General features: G+C 62.5%; 12 protein-coding genes. 9 read left to right on the top strand and 3 right to left on the bottom strand.

The genetic code is table 11. From position 1 onward, the window contains the following. Window positions 1–743: 743 nt before the first annotated feature. The 6 genes from FNU79_RS17940 (at window position 744) to dinB (ending at window position 6,109) form a co-directional block, all read left to right on the top strand. Window positions 744–1,835: an AOC03_06830 family ribosome hibernation factor gene (locus FNU79_RS17940; RefSeq protein WP_143722169.1), complete on the top strand. Its 1,092-nt coding sequence runs from the start codon at window positions 744–746 to the stop codon at window positions 1,833–1,835. A 100-nt stretch (window positions 1,836–1,935) separates the two neighbouring features. Continuing rightward, a complete protein-coding gene (locus tag FNU79_RS17935; protein WP_143722168.1) occupies window positions 1,936–2,445 on the top strand; it encodes a universal stress protein in 510 nt (169 codons plus the stop codon). A gap of 206 nt (window positions 2,446–2,651) precedes the next feature. After that, the gene (locus FNU79_RS17930) at window positions 2,652–4,070 is read left to right on the top strand and encodes a vWA domain-containing protein (RefSeq protein WP_225430165.1); all 1,419 of its coding nucleotides are present in this window, start codon (window positions 2,652–2,654) and stop codon (window positions 4,068–4,070) included. Window position 4,071: 1 nt separating this feature from the next. Continuing rightward, window positions 4,072–4,845 (top strand): DUF2259 domain-containing protein, encoded by a 774-nt coding sequence (locus FNU79_RS17925; protein WP_185974803.1) that lies wholly within the window; start codon window positions 4,072–4,074, stop codon window positions 4,843–4,845. Between the two features lie 31 nt (window positions 4,846–4,876). Then, a complete protein-coding gene (locus tag FNU79_RS19270) occupies window positions 4,877–5,038 on the top strand; it encodes a hypothetical protein (RefSeq protein ID WP_185974802.1) in 162 nt (53 codons plus the stop codon). Between the two features lie 15 nt (window positions 5,039–5,053). Then, on the top strand, window positions 5,054–6,109 hold the full coding sequence (dinB, locus tag FNU79_RS17920; protein ID WP_225430164.1) for a DNA polymerase IV: 1,056 nt from the start codon (window positions 5,054–5,056) through the stop codon (window positions 6,107–6,109). Between the two features lie 148 nt (window positions 6,110–6,257). Here the strand turns inward: dinB and FNU79_RS17915 are convergent, their stop codons facing one another. Continuing rightward, complete coding sequence (locus FNU79_RS17915) at window positions 6,258–6,554, bottom strand: hypothetical protein (protein WP_143722165.1); 297 nt, start codon at window positions 6,552–6,554, stop codon at window positions 6,258–6,260. Window positions 6,555–6,738: 184 nt separating this feature from the next. Here FNU79_RS17915 and FNU79_RS17910 point away from each other — a divergent pair, with 184 nt between their 5' ends. Continuing rightward, complete coding sequence (locus FNU79_RS17910) at window positions 6,739–8,112, top strand: FAD-binding domain-containing protein (protein ID WP_143722164.1); 1,374 nt, start codon at window positions 6,739–6,741, stop codon at window positions 8,110–8,112. 81 nt (window positions 8,113–8,193) lie between these two features. Here the strand turns inward: FNU79_RS17910 and FNU79_RS19695 are convergent, their stop codons facing one another. Continuing rightward, entirely contained in the window at window positions 8,194–8,319 is a 126-nt protein-coding gene (locus FNU79_RS19695) for a hypothetical protein (protein WP_263862380.1), read from the bottom strand. Between the two features lie 85 nt (window positions 8,320–8,404). Here FNU79_RS19695 and FNU79_RS17905 point away from each other — a divergent pair, with 85 nt between their 5' ends. Continuing rightward, on the top strand, window positions 8,405–11,068 hold the full coding sequence (locus tag FNU79_RS17905; RefSeq protein ID WP_143722163.1) for a GAF domain-containing protein: 2,664 nt from the start codon (window positions 8,405–8,407) through the stop codon (window positions 11,066–11,068). 64 nt (window positions 11,069–11,132) lie between these two features. On the opposite strand, the gene FNU79_RS17900 is transcribed toward FNU79_RS17905, so the two are convergent. Further along, on the bottom strand, window positions 11,133–13,499 hold the full coding sequence (locus FNU79_RS17900; RefSeq protein WP_143722162.1) for an EAL domain-containing protein: 2,367 nt from the start codon (window positions 13,497–13,499) through the stop codon (window positions 11,133–11,135). A gap of 528 nt (window positions 13,500–14,027) precedes the next feature. Here FNU79_RS17900 and FNU79_RS17895 point away from each other — a divergent pair. Continuing rightward, entirely contained in the window at window positions 14,028–15,437 is a 1,410-nt protein-coding gene (locus FNU79_RS17895) for a GGDEF domain-containing protein (RefSeq protein ID WP_143722161.1), read from the top strand. The last annotated feature ends 195 nt before the right edge of the window (window positions 15,438–15,632 follow it).

The following is a 15,632-nucleotide window of genomic DNA, read 5'->3' as shown; positions in this document are numbered from 1 at the left end:
ATAGAGTCGAGAAGCGTCCCCGGTGGCCTGTTCTGTCGTCATAAACGAAAGTGTCCCCTACTGGGGACGCTTTCTCATAAAATCTGTCAGGCCGTCAGCTGGAAGGTCTGGATTTTCTCTTGGCAAAGCCGGGCGCGACAATTTTGAAATCATCTCTGTTTCTAATAGAACCTCAAGTTTTATTCTTTTTCGTAAGAGAGATTTTTTGAAAAGCAGGGTCATTTAGATTTATTTTTGAAATGCCGCCGTTTCTTAAATATTAACACAGAAATTTATTTTTTGGTCTCCAATTTGATCAGGTACCTTTACGATAAATAAGGTAGAATGATTTCAGCGGGAAGCATGTCTCCTCTAACAACAAGAGCATGAAATAGATGTTTCCTGCCAGAGGAAGTGTGATGATTTATGCAAGTTAAACCCGCATCGACCATTGCTCCAGACGCCCCAGCTCCGTTGAGTCCAGCCAAGAAGCTGGCCCTGTCCGTCTGGGCTGACGATGGAGGCCCTGTCCTTCCAAGGCCCGGCAGCGAGATCGTGTTTTCTATCGCGCAGTTACCGGAATGGTTTGCAAGGGCCACTTCGGAGCAGCGTACAGAACGGGTGACCGAATCAGAGCGCCGCCGACTGAGCTGACCCTCACCGATCTGGACTGAGCGACCAACAAATCTGACCGCGACGCCCCCTCTGGGCTCACGGCGTCAGACGCCCTACCTCAAACACTCGACGACACAGGAGGATCAAGTATGTTCAATCTCGAAACTGTCAAGCACCTGCAAGGCCTGAGCGCCCGGCCCAGCGTCACCATCACGCTGCCCACCTACCGCACCTCGCCAGACAACCAGAAAGACCCGATTCGCCTCAAGAATCTGGTGACGGAGACCACGAACCGCTTGGAAGCCGAGTACGGCAAGCGCGAGACGCTGAAGCTCAGAGAACAGCTTCAAGAGTTGGCCGACAGCGTGAACCACGAACACAACTTGGACGGGCTGGCCCTGTTTGTCAGCGCCGCCTACCAGGAGGTCTTCAAGCTGCCTTACCGTTTGCCGGAACGCGTGGTGCTGGACGACACCTTCCTGACCCGTGATCTGGTCTTCGCCATGAACCGCACGCCGCAGTACCTGGCGCTGATGCTCACGGAAAAACCCACCCGGCTGTATCTGGGGCGCGGCCCTGATCTGCACGAGGTTCGGGATTACGGCTTCCCACGTGAATACAGCGGCCCCGGCACCGGTGTGGCTGTTCAGATGGGCATCGGGGCCTCGCCCAGCCGCGAGATCGAGCGGGCGCTGGAAGAGTTCATGCGGCAGGTAGACACCGGCCTGCGCGGGGCGGTGCAGGCGCTGCCCTTCCCGGTGGTGCTGGTGGGCCTGTCCGAGAACCTGGGGATGTTCAAACGGGTCAGCCGTAACACGGAGCTGATCGTCACGGAAGTCGAGGGCGGCCATGATCACCTAAGTGCCCATGATCTGGGCGAACTCATCTGGCCCCAGATGCAGGCGGCTCTGCGCGAACGCCGCCAGGACATCTTCGAGCAGATTGAGCAGGCCAGCGGACACAACCGGACGGTATCGGATTTGGATGAAGCCTGGCAAGCCGCGCTGGACGGACAGGTGGACACCATGGTGGTCGAGCAAAACCTGCACTTCCCCGCGCGGGTCAGCCAGGATGGCCGCCGCCTGACCCGGCTGCCCAGCGGTGGAGATGGCCCGGACGACGCCGCCGACGCCGTGGACGAGATGATCGAACACGTCATGCAACGCGGCGGGCGGGCGGTCTTCGTGGACGACGGCGAACTGGCCGCAACTGGCGGCATGGTGATGCTCACCCGCTACTGAGGTGAGGGCAGGGGGCAGCCCGAACATTCTAGGCTCCCTTTTCACACCCGTATGTCGCCTGGCCACGCGCTGGAACGGACACCGATTCAAGGAGTTGTTTATGTTTGACCACATTCTCGTCCCGATTGACGGCAGCCCACTGAGTGCTCTTGCCCTGCCAGTTGCCGCCGAACTGGCCCGTTGCCACCACAGCACCTTGACCGTGCTGTACGTCGTGCCCCCGCTTCCCGTGATCTACGGCGATTCGGCCTATACCTTCGGCACTCTGGAGACCCGCGAACGCGCCAAAGCCGAGGGTCAGCGCCTGCTGGAAGACGCCCGCACGGCGCTGGGATCGCCCAACATCCGTTTGCTGTGCCTGGAGGACGGCAATCCGCGAACCGCTCAAGCGATTGCCGATGTGGCCGAGCAGCAGCAGTGCTCGCTGGTGGTGATGGGGACGCATGGCCGCAGCGGGCTGGACCGTTTCTTCCTGGGCAGCGTCGCCGAGGGCGTTATGCGCCGGATCGGGGTGCCGGTGTTGCTGGTGCGGGAACCCAAGACCACCGCCTCCCCGTTGAGCGGGACTGAGGAATCGCAGCGGGTAGCCATGCTGGAAGCCAGCGCCTGACGGCTCCACGCTCTCACCTCTTCCAGGCGACCTGATTCCGTACTTGCCTTCACCCGGCAACACCCACCGAGAGCATGAGCTGAGGCCGTTCACTGCCGCCAGTTTCGCGCAGTCGCCACCGTTACCCACGTGAGCAGAATTGACCGACTTTTTACAGCCTTCCGAGAGGTGTTCTCATGCGCATACCCAGAAGTATTTCCCTGTCTGTGACCCTGGCTCTTGGCCTGGGCCTTTCCGCCAGCGCCCAGAGCGCCACCACCAATATTCAACTGATTCTGGACGCGTCGGGGAGCATGCTGGGCAAACTGCCCGACGGCCAGACCCGGATCGCTTCGGCCAAAGCCACCCTCACCCAGTTTCTGGGAGGTTTGAACGCCGATCCCGGCTTGAATGTGGGCATGAGGATTTACGGCGCGGGGCTGAAAGCGGGCGCACAGTGCGAGGATTCCGTGCTGGTCACGCCCATGAAAGGCTTTGACAAGGCCGCGCTGCAAACTCAGGTGACGGCTGCCACACCAAAAGGGGCCACGCCCATCGTCTACTCCCTGATGCAGGCGGCCAACGACTTCCCGAAGGACAGCAGCCGCAAGGTCATCGTCCTCGTGACAGACGGTGAGGAGTCCTGCGGGGGCAAGCTGAATGACGCCGGGGCGATGTTTAAGAAGCTGGGCATCGAGGTGGACATCCGCATCATCGGCATCGACCTGAACGAAAAGGCCCGCAAGAGTTTTGAGGGCGTGGGAACGTTTGAAAACACCCGCAGCGGTAAGGAACTCGGTGAAGCGCTGGGCCGCGCCACCGCGGCCGCCCAGACAGGCAAATACGCCGTATCGGGTCCAAAATCTGCTGGGGCGGGCAGTGAAGTCGTGATCAAGTGGACAGGGCCAAATAATCCTGGCGATTACGTCACAGTGGTGAAAAGGGGTGCACCGGTGGGCAAATACACCAACTACTTCTATACCAAGGCGGGCAATCCTGGCAAGCTGCTCGCGCCGCTGGAGCCCGGCGAGTATGAACTGCGCTATTCCAGCGAGAAGGCCAATCCCAACCCCACCCTCGCCAGTGCGCTCATCACGCTGACGCCGCCGACGTACGGCCTGTCTTCCTCCAAATCCGCCGGGGCAGGCAGCGAGATTGAGGTCAAGTGGACCGGACCGAACAATCCCGGCGATTACGTGACGGTGGTGCAAAAAGGCGCTCCCGTCGGTAAGTACACCACCTACTTTTACACATCGGCAGGCAGCCCCGGCAAATTGATTGTGCCGCTGGACGCGGGCGAATACGAGCTACGTTACTCCAGTGAGAAGGCCAATCCCAACCCCACCCTCGCCAGCATTCCCATCACGCTGACCGCGCCAAAGTACGGCCTGACGGCCCCCGTCAGCGCCAAACCGGGCAGCCGCATTCAGGTCAAGTGGACCGGGCCGAACAATCCCGGCGACTACGTCACGGTGGTGCCCAAAGGCACGCCGGTCGGACAATACAAGGATTATTTCTACACCAGAAACGGCAATCCCGGTACGCTGAACATTCCTGCACAGCCCGGCATCTACGAAATCCGCTATTCCAGCGAGAAGGCCAGCCCCAATCCCACGCTGAGCAGCGTAAACCTTGAGGTGCGCTGAGGTGAGACGTCTTCTCGCCTTGCTGCTGTGCGCCGCGCTGGGACAAGCCGCCGCAGACCGTGCCGAGCCGGAATTTGCGGGCTTCTCACCCGACGGGCGTTACGCCGCCCTCACCCAGTACGGGACGCAGGACGGCAGCGGCAGTGCCTACACCGAACTCTGGGTGGTAGACAGCGCCAGAAATACCCTGCTGGAGCGGTTTTACGGCCAGACTGGGGAAAATCCTGGCGTGGGGCGGGCGGGCATGCTGAACAGGCAACAGGTCTTCGGCAAGGCCGCGCCCACCCTGAAACGCCTGGGCATCAGCGATCTGCGCCTCGGCACAGTGATCTGGAAACGTACGCCGCCGGACCTGTACGCCAGGCCCAGCAGCCCGGACGTGTTTCCTGCGTCGGTGACGGGCCGCCCGAATATGCCCGCCGCGCAGGACTACAACGTGGAATTTGGCCGCAAGCTGTGGCTGTTCCGGCTGGCGCAGCTTTCTTTTGGCCCCAGCAAGGATTGCCCACCCAACAGCGAATCTCCCGGCTTCTCGCGTGGGCTGATGCTCTCGGTGACCTCGAGCCCGGAGCCCGGCACCGAGGTCACCACCTTGCTGCAAGAAGATGCCCGCGTGCCTGCCAGTCGCCGCTGCACCTTTCACTACGAGCTGTCCGAGGTGCGCGTGCAGGGCGACTACATGGCCCTGACGGTGGCGGTCTACAGCACCTCGGGTTTTGAGGCCAGCACCGACATCCGTTACATGCTGGTCACGGCGCGTAGGCCAGATCGGTGAGCCCTTAGATTTTTGCGCCGCCTACCCGGACGTGAATATTACAGACCGGGTGTGCCTGTCATGTATCAACCGCGCCATCAGCGATGAGATCGACCTGACCACCGAGCAGCAGGACTTTGCCAGCATGTGCTACAAGTCCCCGGTAGTTTACTGTCAAGGCGCGACCAGACTCACCAATGAACTGAGCCGCTGATCGGATACTGGTGGTGTGCGGCGCATCATTCACATCGACATGGACGCCTTTTATGCCAGTGTCGAAATTCGGGATCAGCCCAGCTTGCGCGGACTGGCCGTCGCGGTGGCGCATCAGAGTAGGCGCGGCGTGGTGCTGACCGCCAGTTACGAGGCCAGAGCTTACGGGGTTCGCAGCGCCATGCCCACCAGCTTGGCCTTGCAAAAATGCCCGCACCTGACGTTGGTGCCGCCCCGCATGGAGGTCTACAAGCGAGTCTCGGACGTGATTCGGGGCGTTTTTGTCCGGTACACCGATTTGGTCGAGCCGCTTTCGCTGGACGAGGCGTACTTGGATGTCAGCCAGCATCCATCGGGCACGCTCATTGCGCGGGCCATCAAAGCGGATATTCAGCGCGAAGCTCAGCTCACCGCTTCGGCTGGGGTCAGTTTCAATAAATTCCTCGCCAAGCTCGCCTCAGACCTGCACAAGCCCAATGGCCTGACCGTCATTCGGCCTGAAGAAGCCGACGCTCTGATCGCGTCCCTCCCCGTCGAAGCCTTTCACGGCGTCGGCCCGGCCACCAAAAGCCGGATGCACGAACACCAACTGTTCACTGGCGCTGATCTCAAACGCCAAACCCTGAGCGACTTGACCCGCTGGTTCGGCGCTCAGGGCGCACACTTTCACCGCATCAGCCACGGAATCGACGATCGGCCCGTCGACCCTGACCGAGAACGCAAAAGTGTCGGCGTGGAGCGGACTTATGAAGATGACTTGAGGCATTTTGCTGAAATTCAGGCCGCTCTGCCCGGTCTGGTGGCGCTCCTGATCCCGCGCTTAAAGCGGGCAGAGTATTCCGGGCGCAGCTTGGTGCTCAAAGTCAAGTTCGCTGACCGGAGCATCCTGACGCGCCGGTTGACCAGTGGACTGCCGCTGACCGATGAGGCGAGGGTGCTCAGCCTCGCCCGCGAACTGCTCACACCGGAATTGCTGGCGGGCCGCCCGGTGCGGCTGCTGGGCCTCAGCGTTCAGAATCAGCGCCCGGCTTCCACATCCGGTGCGCAGGTGCCTCTCTTTTCTAGCAGCTAAAAGAAAGCTACCCCACCTCCAGCACCAGAAGGCAGACAGACCGAAACTATCAACGGCTCGGCCCCAGCAGCATTGCGCTCAGGTCAATTCCCAAATGCGGCGCTCTACTTGCTCAAACCACCGAAGTCAGGCCAACATAAGCTCAGTTTCACACGACGATCCGGCGGAAGTCGCCCTGCTCATCCCGCGCGGGAAGCTGGCCGTACATCAGTTCACGTTTCACCACCTCAGCCACCTCCTGTCCAAGCTGCTCGGCGCTGCGGTGCTCGCTCGCAAGGGGTTCGGCCACCACGTCGAACCCACGTTCGGTATCCACGTCTTGGAAGCGCACCGAGACTTGAAACGTGCCGCCGCTGATTTGCGCCGCGACGTTTAGACCCTCCCTGCCGTGCTGCTGAGCATTGAAAGCCGATTCAAAGGCGGACTGAGCTTCTTGAAGATCCATGCCCACAGTCTCGCCTAAACAAGCGGCTCTATTCTGCTCGGCAATGTTCACCTTCAGTTAAGCTCTGAAGCTGATCTCAGGTGACGTCAAAGCGGGCCACCTTGCGTTGGCAGGCCGAAGCCGTGAGGAGATGGACGCTCCAGCACACCATCAGCACCTTTACGGGATGGCAGACTCCTTTGAGATGCCCAAGCCACCTGCTCCACTGCCCGCGAGCCTGCGGGACACGCCCCCAGCCGAACTGTTTCCGGACATCTTTGCCCAAGACTTGCCGCACCGGGGCTTTGCACGGGGTGGGCGGGCAGCGGCGCTGGGAGCGCTGGCCGCCATTGACCCGGTAAGTTACGGGCGCGACCGTTCATATTTAGACGGCCACGTCACTCGCCTCTCGCCCTACCTGCGCCACGGCGTGCTGACGCTGGCCGAAGTGCGGGACGCGGCGCTGACCCACGCGCCGGACACTGCGCCCAGCCAGGTATGGAAGTACGTCAACGAATTGAGCTGGCGTGATTATTCCGTGCGGGTGTACGCCGAGGTGGGCGATCTCATCTGGCAGGATTTCGAGCCGTACAAGACCGGCCTACCGGCCTCCACTTATAGCCGCGAGTTCCCGGCTGACATCAAGGATGGTGCGACAGGCGCGGCCTGCATCGACGCCTGGTCGCGTGAACTGCGCCAAACCGGTTACCTGCACAACCATGTCCGGATGTGGCTGGCGAGTTACGTCGTTCACCACCGCCGGGTGTGGTGGCAGGGCGGGGCGGCGTGGTTCCTCACGCACCTGCTCGACGGCGATCCGTCGTCCAACAACTTGGGCTGGCAGTGGGTGGCGAGCACTTGGCGGGCGTATCCCTACCTGTGGAACCGGGGAGCCTTGGTCAAGTACGCCGGAGACCGTTACTGCGCTTCATGTCCCTTGGCGGACGCCGGCTGTCCTTTCGACGCCACCTATACCGCCCTCTCGGAGCGTCTATTCGAGGATAAAGAGGCTGCGCCCGGCGAGAGCAGTCACTTGGAACCCACACGCTTGGAAGCCGTGCTTTGGGAGCCGCCGCTCACCCCTGAGGTCATTCCCGGCGCGGTGGTGTGGGTGCATGGAGACCGCCTCTCACCCACGAATGAAGCGCTGACCGCCTACCCAAAGGGGCCTGCCATGTTCGTCTGGGACGATGCGCTGCTCAAGGAATGGGAGATCAGCGCCAAACGCCAGACCTTCATTCACGAGTGTGTTCAGGAATTGCCGGTTCACGTTTTGCGCGGCGACGTGGCCGCCGAGGTGATCCGTTTCGCCCGCGCACACGGGGCCTCCACGGTGGCCACCACGCCCAGCCCCAGCCCACGGTTTAGGGCTATCGTCACCGCTCTGGAAGGAGCAGGACTGACGGTACAACATTGGCCCGAACCCGTCTTCGGGGAGAGCTTGACGCCGCTTGATCTGCGCATCCACGGTGAGTACTGGCGGCAAATCAGCGCCAGCGCCTTTGGAAAAGACCCCGCGCCGCCTAAACCCAAGCGGCCCCGTGCGAAAAAGGGAAAGTCAAACAGGGCCAAGGAGTAACGCAAGAAGGACAGAGTGACTCACTTCTGTTCAGTCTGCCGGAGAGCCAGCGGGCCATGCCGCCCCCGCAGCGTGGGCACTTCAGCCGCCGGTACGCTCCATCAGGCCGTGCTGGAGCGCTTGCTCGGTGACGTGGCCTTTGCTGAGCTGCTGAGCGCTTCCTCGGCGCGGTCTGCACTGAGGCACACGGGCAGAGGTGGCGAGCAAACGAGCGCTTCCTCAACACCCAAGCTCAACCGTCTGCGGCTCTATAGTCTGCCCATGAAGTCCAACCCGCTAGGCAGGAGGAACCATGGACCCACCCGCGTCCGCGCCTGACCTTCAGCTTCTGGGCCAAGCGTTCGCGGCGAGCGTGAGCAGCATCGCCATCTCCAATGCCCGGCAGCCGGACCTGCCCATCATCTATGTCAACCCGGCCTTCGAGCAGCTCAGCGGTTACCCGGCGGCGGAGGTCATCGGACGCAACTGCCGCTTCCTGCAAGCCGGGGACCGTGATCAGGACGCCCGGCGTGAGATCCATGCGGCCCTAACACAGGGCCAGAGCACCACCACCGTGCTGCGGAACTACCGCAAGGACGGCACCCTGTTCTACAACGAGCTGACCCTCAGCCCCATCCGTGACGCGGCGGGAACAATCACACATTTCGTGGGCTTCCAGACTGATGTCACCGTGCGGGAACGGACCTCCAACCTGATGACCCGCCTCCAGGGCATGACCCAGGATCTGGCCGCCGTCGTTACACAGGCCGAGGTCTTCAGCCTGATCCTGCGTGACGCTTTGGAGGCGCTGGGCGGCATCAGCGGCGCGGTACTCCTGGCGCAGGATGACCGGCTGCATGTCGCGGCCCGGCGGGGTCACGACGAGGCCAGCGTCTGGCAGGACAGCACCCTGGGTGATTCGCGCCCCGGCACGGACGCCCTGCGCTCCAACACCCCGCTCTTCTTCAACGCCAGCGGCGATATGGTTCGGGCTTACCCGGAACTTGAGCGGCATACCGGCGGCGTGGCGGCGGTGGCCAGCGCGGTGCTGCCGATGGTCGAGGCTGGTCAGCCGCTGGGCGTGATCGTGCTGGACTTCCGTGAGCCGCACCACTTCACCGCCGATGAAGAGCGCTTTCTGCTGACGCTGGCCGGGCAGTGCGCTCTGGCACTCGACCGGGCGCGGCTCGCGGGCAACCTGGGGCAGCAAGTCGAGGACCGCACCACCGAACTCGAAGCCTTCGTGCGCTTCACCGAACTGGCCGACGGCGAGACGGACGTGCTGGCCCTGGCGGCGCGGGCCGAGGAGGTGCTGAGCCTGCTTTTCCCCGACTGCACCAACGGCTACTACACGCTGGAAGACGGGGCCTGGAAGCTCAAGGTGTACAGCAGCGACCTGGAGAGTAACCCGGCGCTGCTGGCCTTACTCAAGGCCGGGTTGCCGCTGAACACACCCATGTTCATCCAGCCGATGCAAACCGGCGAACCGGCGTTCGTCGATGCCTGGGACCCGGCCCGGGAGCAGATCGCCATGACCGAGGTGTATCAGCGTGTCGCCACTTACCCGCTTCACGTGGACGGCACCGTCCGGGCGATCTTCGCGCTGGGTCTCAAGAACACCCCGCGCTGGACCCCCCATCACAAAGCGGTGTTCCGTTCGGTGGGCCGCAGTCTCAAGCTGGCCCTCGAGCGCACCGAGACCGCCCGTCAGCTCGCGGCACAAAACGCCGAACTCCAAGCCCGCACCCGGGCGCTGGAGGGATTTGCCGAACTGACCCGTGATCTGGGCATGAACAGTGATCCTGATCTCCTGATCCGGCGGGCGCTGAACTTGGTGCTCTCGTTGCTGCCGCCGGGCTACGCCGCTTTCTGGCAGGTGATCGGTGAGCAGTGGCACGTCACTGCTCAGGTCGGCGAGGTCGGTAAGCCCGAGTTGCAAGACGCCATGACGGCGGGCTTGCCGGTCGGCCTGACCCCCAGCCTCGATTGGTCTTACCAGACGCGGGAGCCGCTCTTTCAAGATCACTATGATCCCGCCCGCGACATCGACCCGGCGTTGGTCAGCCACCTCTTGACCGTGGCGACCCTGCCGGTCATCGTCAACGGTTCGGTGCTGGGGGTCTTCAACGTGCCCCTCTTTGGGCAACGTCAGTGGAGCGCAGCCGACCGCGCGGTGCTGATCAGTACGGCGCAGAGCTTAGGCCTGGCCCTGGAGCGTGCTGGGCAGGCCCGTCAACTCGTCGCTCAGCGTGACCAACTCCAGGCCTCGAACGAGGAACTCGAAGCCTTTACTTACTCGGTCTCACACGACCTGCGGACTCCGGTGCGGCACATCCTCAGCTTCGGCGGTCTGCTGCGCCGCTCACTGCCGGGGCCGCTGGGCGAAAAGTCTGAGCGGTACTTCAAAATCATCGAGACCGCAGCGGCTCACCTGAACGAGCTGATTGACGGCATTTTGGACCTCTCGCGCACGTCCCGGCAGCCGCTGGAGGTAAGCAGGATGGACTTGGGACGGCTAGTAGACGCGGTCCGCAAAGAGCTGAGCGTGGCCGCCCCGGATCGCCAGATCACTTGGCAGGTCGCCGAGTTGCCGACAGTAGTGGGTGACGCCAACCTCCTAAGGCGGGTGATGATGACGCTGCTGAGCAACGCCGTGAAGTACACCCGCAGCTGTGAGCGAGCGGTCATCGAGATCTGGGCTGAAGACCAGCCGCAAGCCTGGACGATTTGGGTGCGTGACAACGGCGTGGGTTTTGATCCGCAGTATCAGGGCAAGCTGTTCTCGATGTTCCAGCGCCTGCACCGTCAGGAGGAATTCGAGGGGGCGGCGGTGGGCCTAGCCAATGTCCGGCGGATCGTGACCCGCCACGGTGGCACGGTGCTGGCAGAGGGCCGGCCCGGTCTGGGAGCCACCTTCGGCTTCACCTTGCCCAAAGGCGCAGAGGACTGGGCCGAGTCCAGTCATGCGGGCCATTGAGTGGCTTTTGCTTTTGCCCAAGCAACTGGGCCTCTGATAGAAAGGCCAAATCTTTAAGCGAATATTATGGTTTTGCTGACCGTGGCCCGCTCCCGAACCGCCAAGTGACCGCCTTCTCAAGCGGCATCGGCGCGGAGAAAAAGTAGCCCTGGAGCAGGTCACAGCCCAGTGCAACGAGAATCTCGCGTTGCAGGCCAGTCTCGACGCCTTCGGCCACCACCTCAAGTCCTAACTCATGGGCCAGCGCGATGGTCGAGCGCACGATGGCCAGATTTTTCTGACCGTAAGTCTCCAGCCCCAGCCCCTGAATAAATGAACGGTCAATCTTGAGCACGTCCAGCGGAAAGCGGTTCAGGTAGGCGAGGCTCGAGTAGCCTGTCCCGAAATCATCAAGGGCCAGCCGCACGTTCAGGGCCTTGAGCTGCTCGAGCACATCGACCACGTCCCGGCCTGAGGTCATCAGCATGTTCTCGGTCAGTTCGAGCTCCAGCAGGTGGGCAGGCAGGCCGCTGATCACTAGGGCATTCAGCACGTCCTCTTTTAGCCGTGGAGATTCAAATTGCCGCGCAGAGACGTTGACGCTCACCTGCACCGGCCCGCCGGGCCAGGCTGCCGCTTGCTGGCAAGCTTGTTGCAGCACCCAGCCGCCGATGTCGAGGATCAGGTCACTCTGCTCGGCCAGGGCGATAAAGACCTGCGGCGAAATGGCTCCGCGCTGCGGATGGGTCCATCTCAGCAGCGCTTCCACCGCCTCCAGGTTCCCGGAGCGGGCGCGAACCAGCGGCTGGAATGCCAGAACAAGCTGGCGGTCAGTGAATGCCTGGCGCAACTCCGCTTCCAAGGTCATGGCCGTCAGTTCGACCGCGTACTCCTCGGCGTCGTAGAGCGAAATCGTCTGACCGAGTTGCTTGGACTGACGTAGGGCGTGTTCCGCTTGCTGGACGATAGCCTCGGCGTCTTCCTGCGGCTGAGCTTCGGAACTGACGCCGATATGAACATTGAGGTAAAGTGTTTCGCCCCGCACGGCAAAGGGCTGGCTCAGAACCTGGGGTAAGGCTGTGATGACCGTCTCTACGGGGCCGCCGGGGATGAGGAGCGCAAATCCGTTGCCAGCGACCCGGGCGACGCTGCAACCCGGCAGACTGTGCTCGATTCGGCGGGCCACGGCGACCAGCAGCGCGTCGCCCGCCGCGTGCCCATACCGGCTGTTGACGTTCCTGAACTGCTTGAGATCCAAGATCACCACCGACGGGCGCTGTCTGCTGGCCAGGGCTTGATTCAGCGCCCGGACGAAGGCAGGCCGGTTCATCAGATTGGTCAGGCTATCAGCGTAGGCCAGCCGTTCAAGCTGCTTGAGGTGCAAGTCGCGCTCGATAACCATGCTGGCCAGACCGGCCAGATGGTCCAGCACCGGCTGGGCCTCAGCGAGGTCGCCTGTCTCCGGCTGCTGAAGTTCGAGCGTGCCGACGCGGACGGCTCCGACCAGGATGTCCGCCGTCATCCCCGGTGCGGCTGGGCCGGGCAGCGCTTCGTCGCCGAGGCACAGCGTCGCCTGGGAGTGCGGGAAGGACGCTTCGAGGGCACTCAGGATCTGATTCAGAATCTCTTGCAGCGGCGCTCCCTGGGCGCACAGACGCAGCGCCTGGGTCTGCCTGGCATTCATCATCAGCCGACGTTGGCGCTCGGTATCGTCGCGTCCGTACCCGATCATCCGGTCGAGGTGGCCGTCCGCTCCGAAGACCGGATGATAATGCCGCTGGTGATACTTGAGATGCCCGTCCGGGCCGCGCATGATCTCTTCCCAGTTGACCCAGCGGCGACTGCGGCTGGCCTCGTCGAAATGGCGCTGACGGTTGACCGCTACTTGCGGATCGTGTCCGCGCCAGCGGCAATACTCCTCGTCGGTCAGCCCGATGATGCCCCGGCGCACCTCGGGATTTCCGATGGCCGCCGGGTTGGCGTAGACATAGCGTCCCTGCTCATCGAGGACGGCCACCTGATACGGGAGATCTTCGAGAATCGTCCGGTAGAACTTTCGCTGCTCGGCCAGTTCCAGGCGAATTTGCACTTCATCGGTGATGTCCCGCGCCACCACCAGAACGCCGGCCACCAGTGGGTCGTCGAGGAGACTGGTCCAGGTGAAGTCCAGGTTTTTCCAGGAGCCGTTCTGGTGGCGAACTTGATACTGACGCCATTCCGGCGCGGGTGGGGCGCTGAGATTGCTTTTCACTTCAGCGGCTTGCTCAAACGTGAGGAAATCGGCCGCTGGCTGGCCGAGCAGCGCCGCGACCTCGTAGCCGAGGCAGTGATGGACGCTCTCGCTGGCGTAAGTGATCTTGCCTTCAGCATCGAGAATCAAGACGAGATTCGTGACCAGCGCCATGACGCTTTGAGACACTTTTTCAAAGGCTTCTTGTTGCGCCGCCGTCATCTCAGGCACCGCCAGTCTGCTGGCCTGTCGGGACTGGGCCGGCAGACTCGGCTGCTGAAGGCCGTCACCAGCGCGTAGGCACGTTGCCTCGTCTTCCCCCACAGGACCATCCTTTGCAGCGTAGACCTGAAGAGCCTTGCCTGGTCGGCAGACCCGGATCGCCTCTGTAGGCCAGCGCCGTGGGGTGGGAATGAGAGATGGGACCGAGCAGAGGGCATAGGAGGAGTATAAAAAATACCACTCTCCAACTTCTTACTCAGCGTTCCAAATTGATTTGCTGGGCGTTAAGGGTCAGCGCAGCGTTTCTATTGTCGGTCAGCCCGCCTGCTTTGAGACGGCGGCGAAGGAAATCCGCCCCCAGTTCGCGTGATTCTCTTAACAGAGAGAGTCTAGTCAGTGTGGCCCGAGTTTAATGAAGGGGTGACGCTGACGCATAACGACCTCGAACGCGCTTGGAGCTTACGCATGAGTTCGCCTGACATAGCCCTGAGCTTAGCTGAGGCCCATCTACTTGGGCCCGGGGCCCGCGTGCTTCAGGCGTACTTGGCCTGGCGTGCCGGAAACCACAACGGAGCATTGGAAGCGCTGACGCTGGCCGCAGCGGAGTGGCCCTCGGAGACGCCCACCCTCTGGCACGCCAGGGCCGTGGGCATTCAGGGCGACGTGCTGATGGAGCTGGGGCGGGGACGCCAAGCGCTGGCCTGTTTTGAACAGCAGCTTCAGTGGGGGAGCGCTCTGGGTGACGCCGAGATGCAGGGGCTAGCCCACAACGACATCGGGGTGTTGCTGATCTGGGATGACCCGGACGGAGCGCGGCAGCGCTACCAGATGGCCTACGACGTGTTCCAGGGAGCGGGAACCGCCCACCGCGCGGGGCTGGGACTGGCGGCTTTTAATCTCAGCGTGGCTTACCACGAGCTGGGAGACACCGTCAGAAGTGACGCCCTGCTCTCACACGCTCTGGACCTGTTGCAGCCAACGCAGGCCTGGCCGTACTGGGTGGGAACCGTTGCCCAACGAGCTTTGCGGCTGGCCGAGGTGGGGCAGCTCGAGGAGGCCCGGCAGCTTTTTGTGAAGGCCGAGGTGTCTCAGCCTCAGTTACCGTTAGATAGCCTGCTCACGCTCCAGTTCTTCCACGCCAAGCTGGAAGCCCAGCACGGCGCTGCCCACACGGCCCTGACCTTGCTGGACAGTTTGCAAGATTGGATCGCCACCCGCCAGGACATGCTCGACGATTTTCTGGAGGTTCGGGCGCAGGCCCTCTACCGCAGCGGGCAGCCGCACAAGGCGTACCTGGCTATGCGTGAGTTGCTGGAGGCCGTTCGCCGCCGCCACGACGGGGAGCGCACCACCCAACTCAAAGCTTTGGAAGTGCTGGGCCGCCTCGAGCAAGCCCAACACGTCGCCACAGCGCTACGGACGCAGGCCGCCACGCTCGAAATCCTCAGGCGCGAGGCCAGCGCACTCAGCTTGACCGACGATCTGACCGGAGTGGGCAACCGCCGGGCCTTCGAGCAGTGGATTGACCTGCGCCGCCAGGAGGGGCTGCCGGTGGTGATGGCCTTGATTGATCTGGATCATTTCAAAGCCGTCAATGACCGCCACGGACACGCGGCTGGGGACCGGGTCTTACAAGACGTCGTACAGTTGCTGCGCCAGTTCACCCGGCCCGGCGATCTGCTGGCCCGGCTGGGCGGGGACGAGTTTGTGGTCACTCGCGTGGACAGCAGTTGCCAGACGCTGGCGGAGGATATGGAGCGCCTGCGGGCCGAGTGCGAACGTCAGTTCCAGCAGCCGTTTACGCTTGGAGAGCCGGTAACGCTCAGCATCGGGGTCATTCAGGACACAAGCACCCTAACCGAGGACCTGCGCCGGGCAGATGAGGGAATGTACCAGGCCAAGCGGGCGGGCGGCAACCGGGTGCGCGTGCTCGAGTGATGGGGCCACGGTCTGGGGCGGTGGTGCGGGAAGTTGACAAATTCTTAGTCTCCGTTACCCTTCTGCATTTGAATCCACGGGCACACTGCGGAGCGGCTTGAGTTGTGGGGTTCAGTCGATTTTGCGCAGGTGGAGTTAAGCCTCGATCATAGGAGGCACGACCATGACACCCCGCAAAACGTTCACGACCGAATT

The sequence above is a fragment of the Deinococcus detaillensis genome (genome assembly GCF_007280555.1).
GTDB classification, from domain to species: Bacteria; Deinococcota; Deinococci; order Deinococcales; family Deinococcaceae; genus Deinococcus; species Deinococcus detaillensis.
The sequence above is the reverse complement of the archived record's forward strand: the minus strand, read 5'-3'. Positions and strand labels throughout refer to the sequence as shown.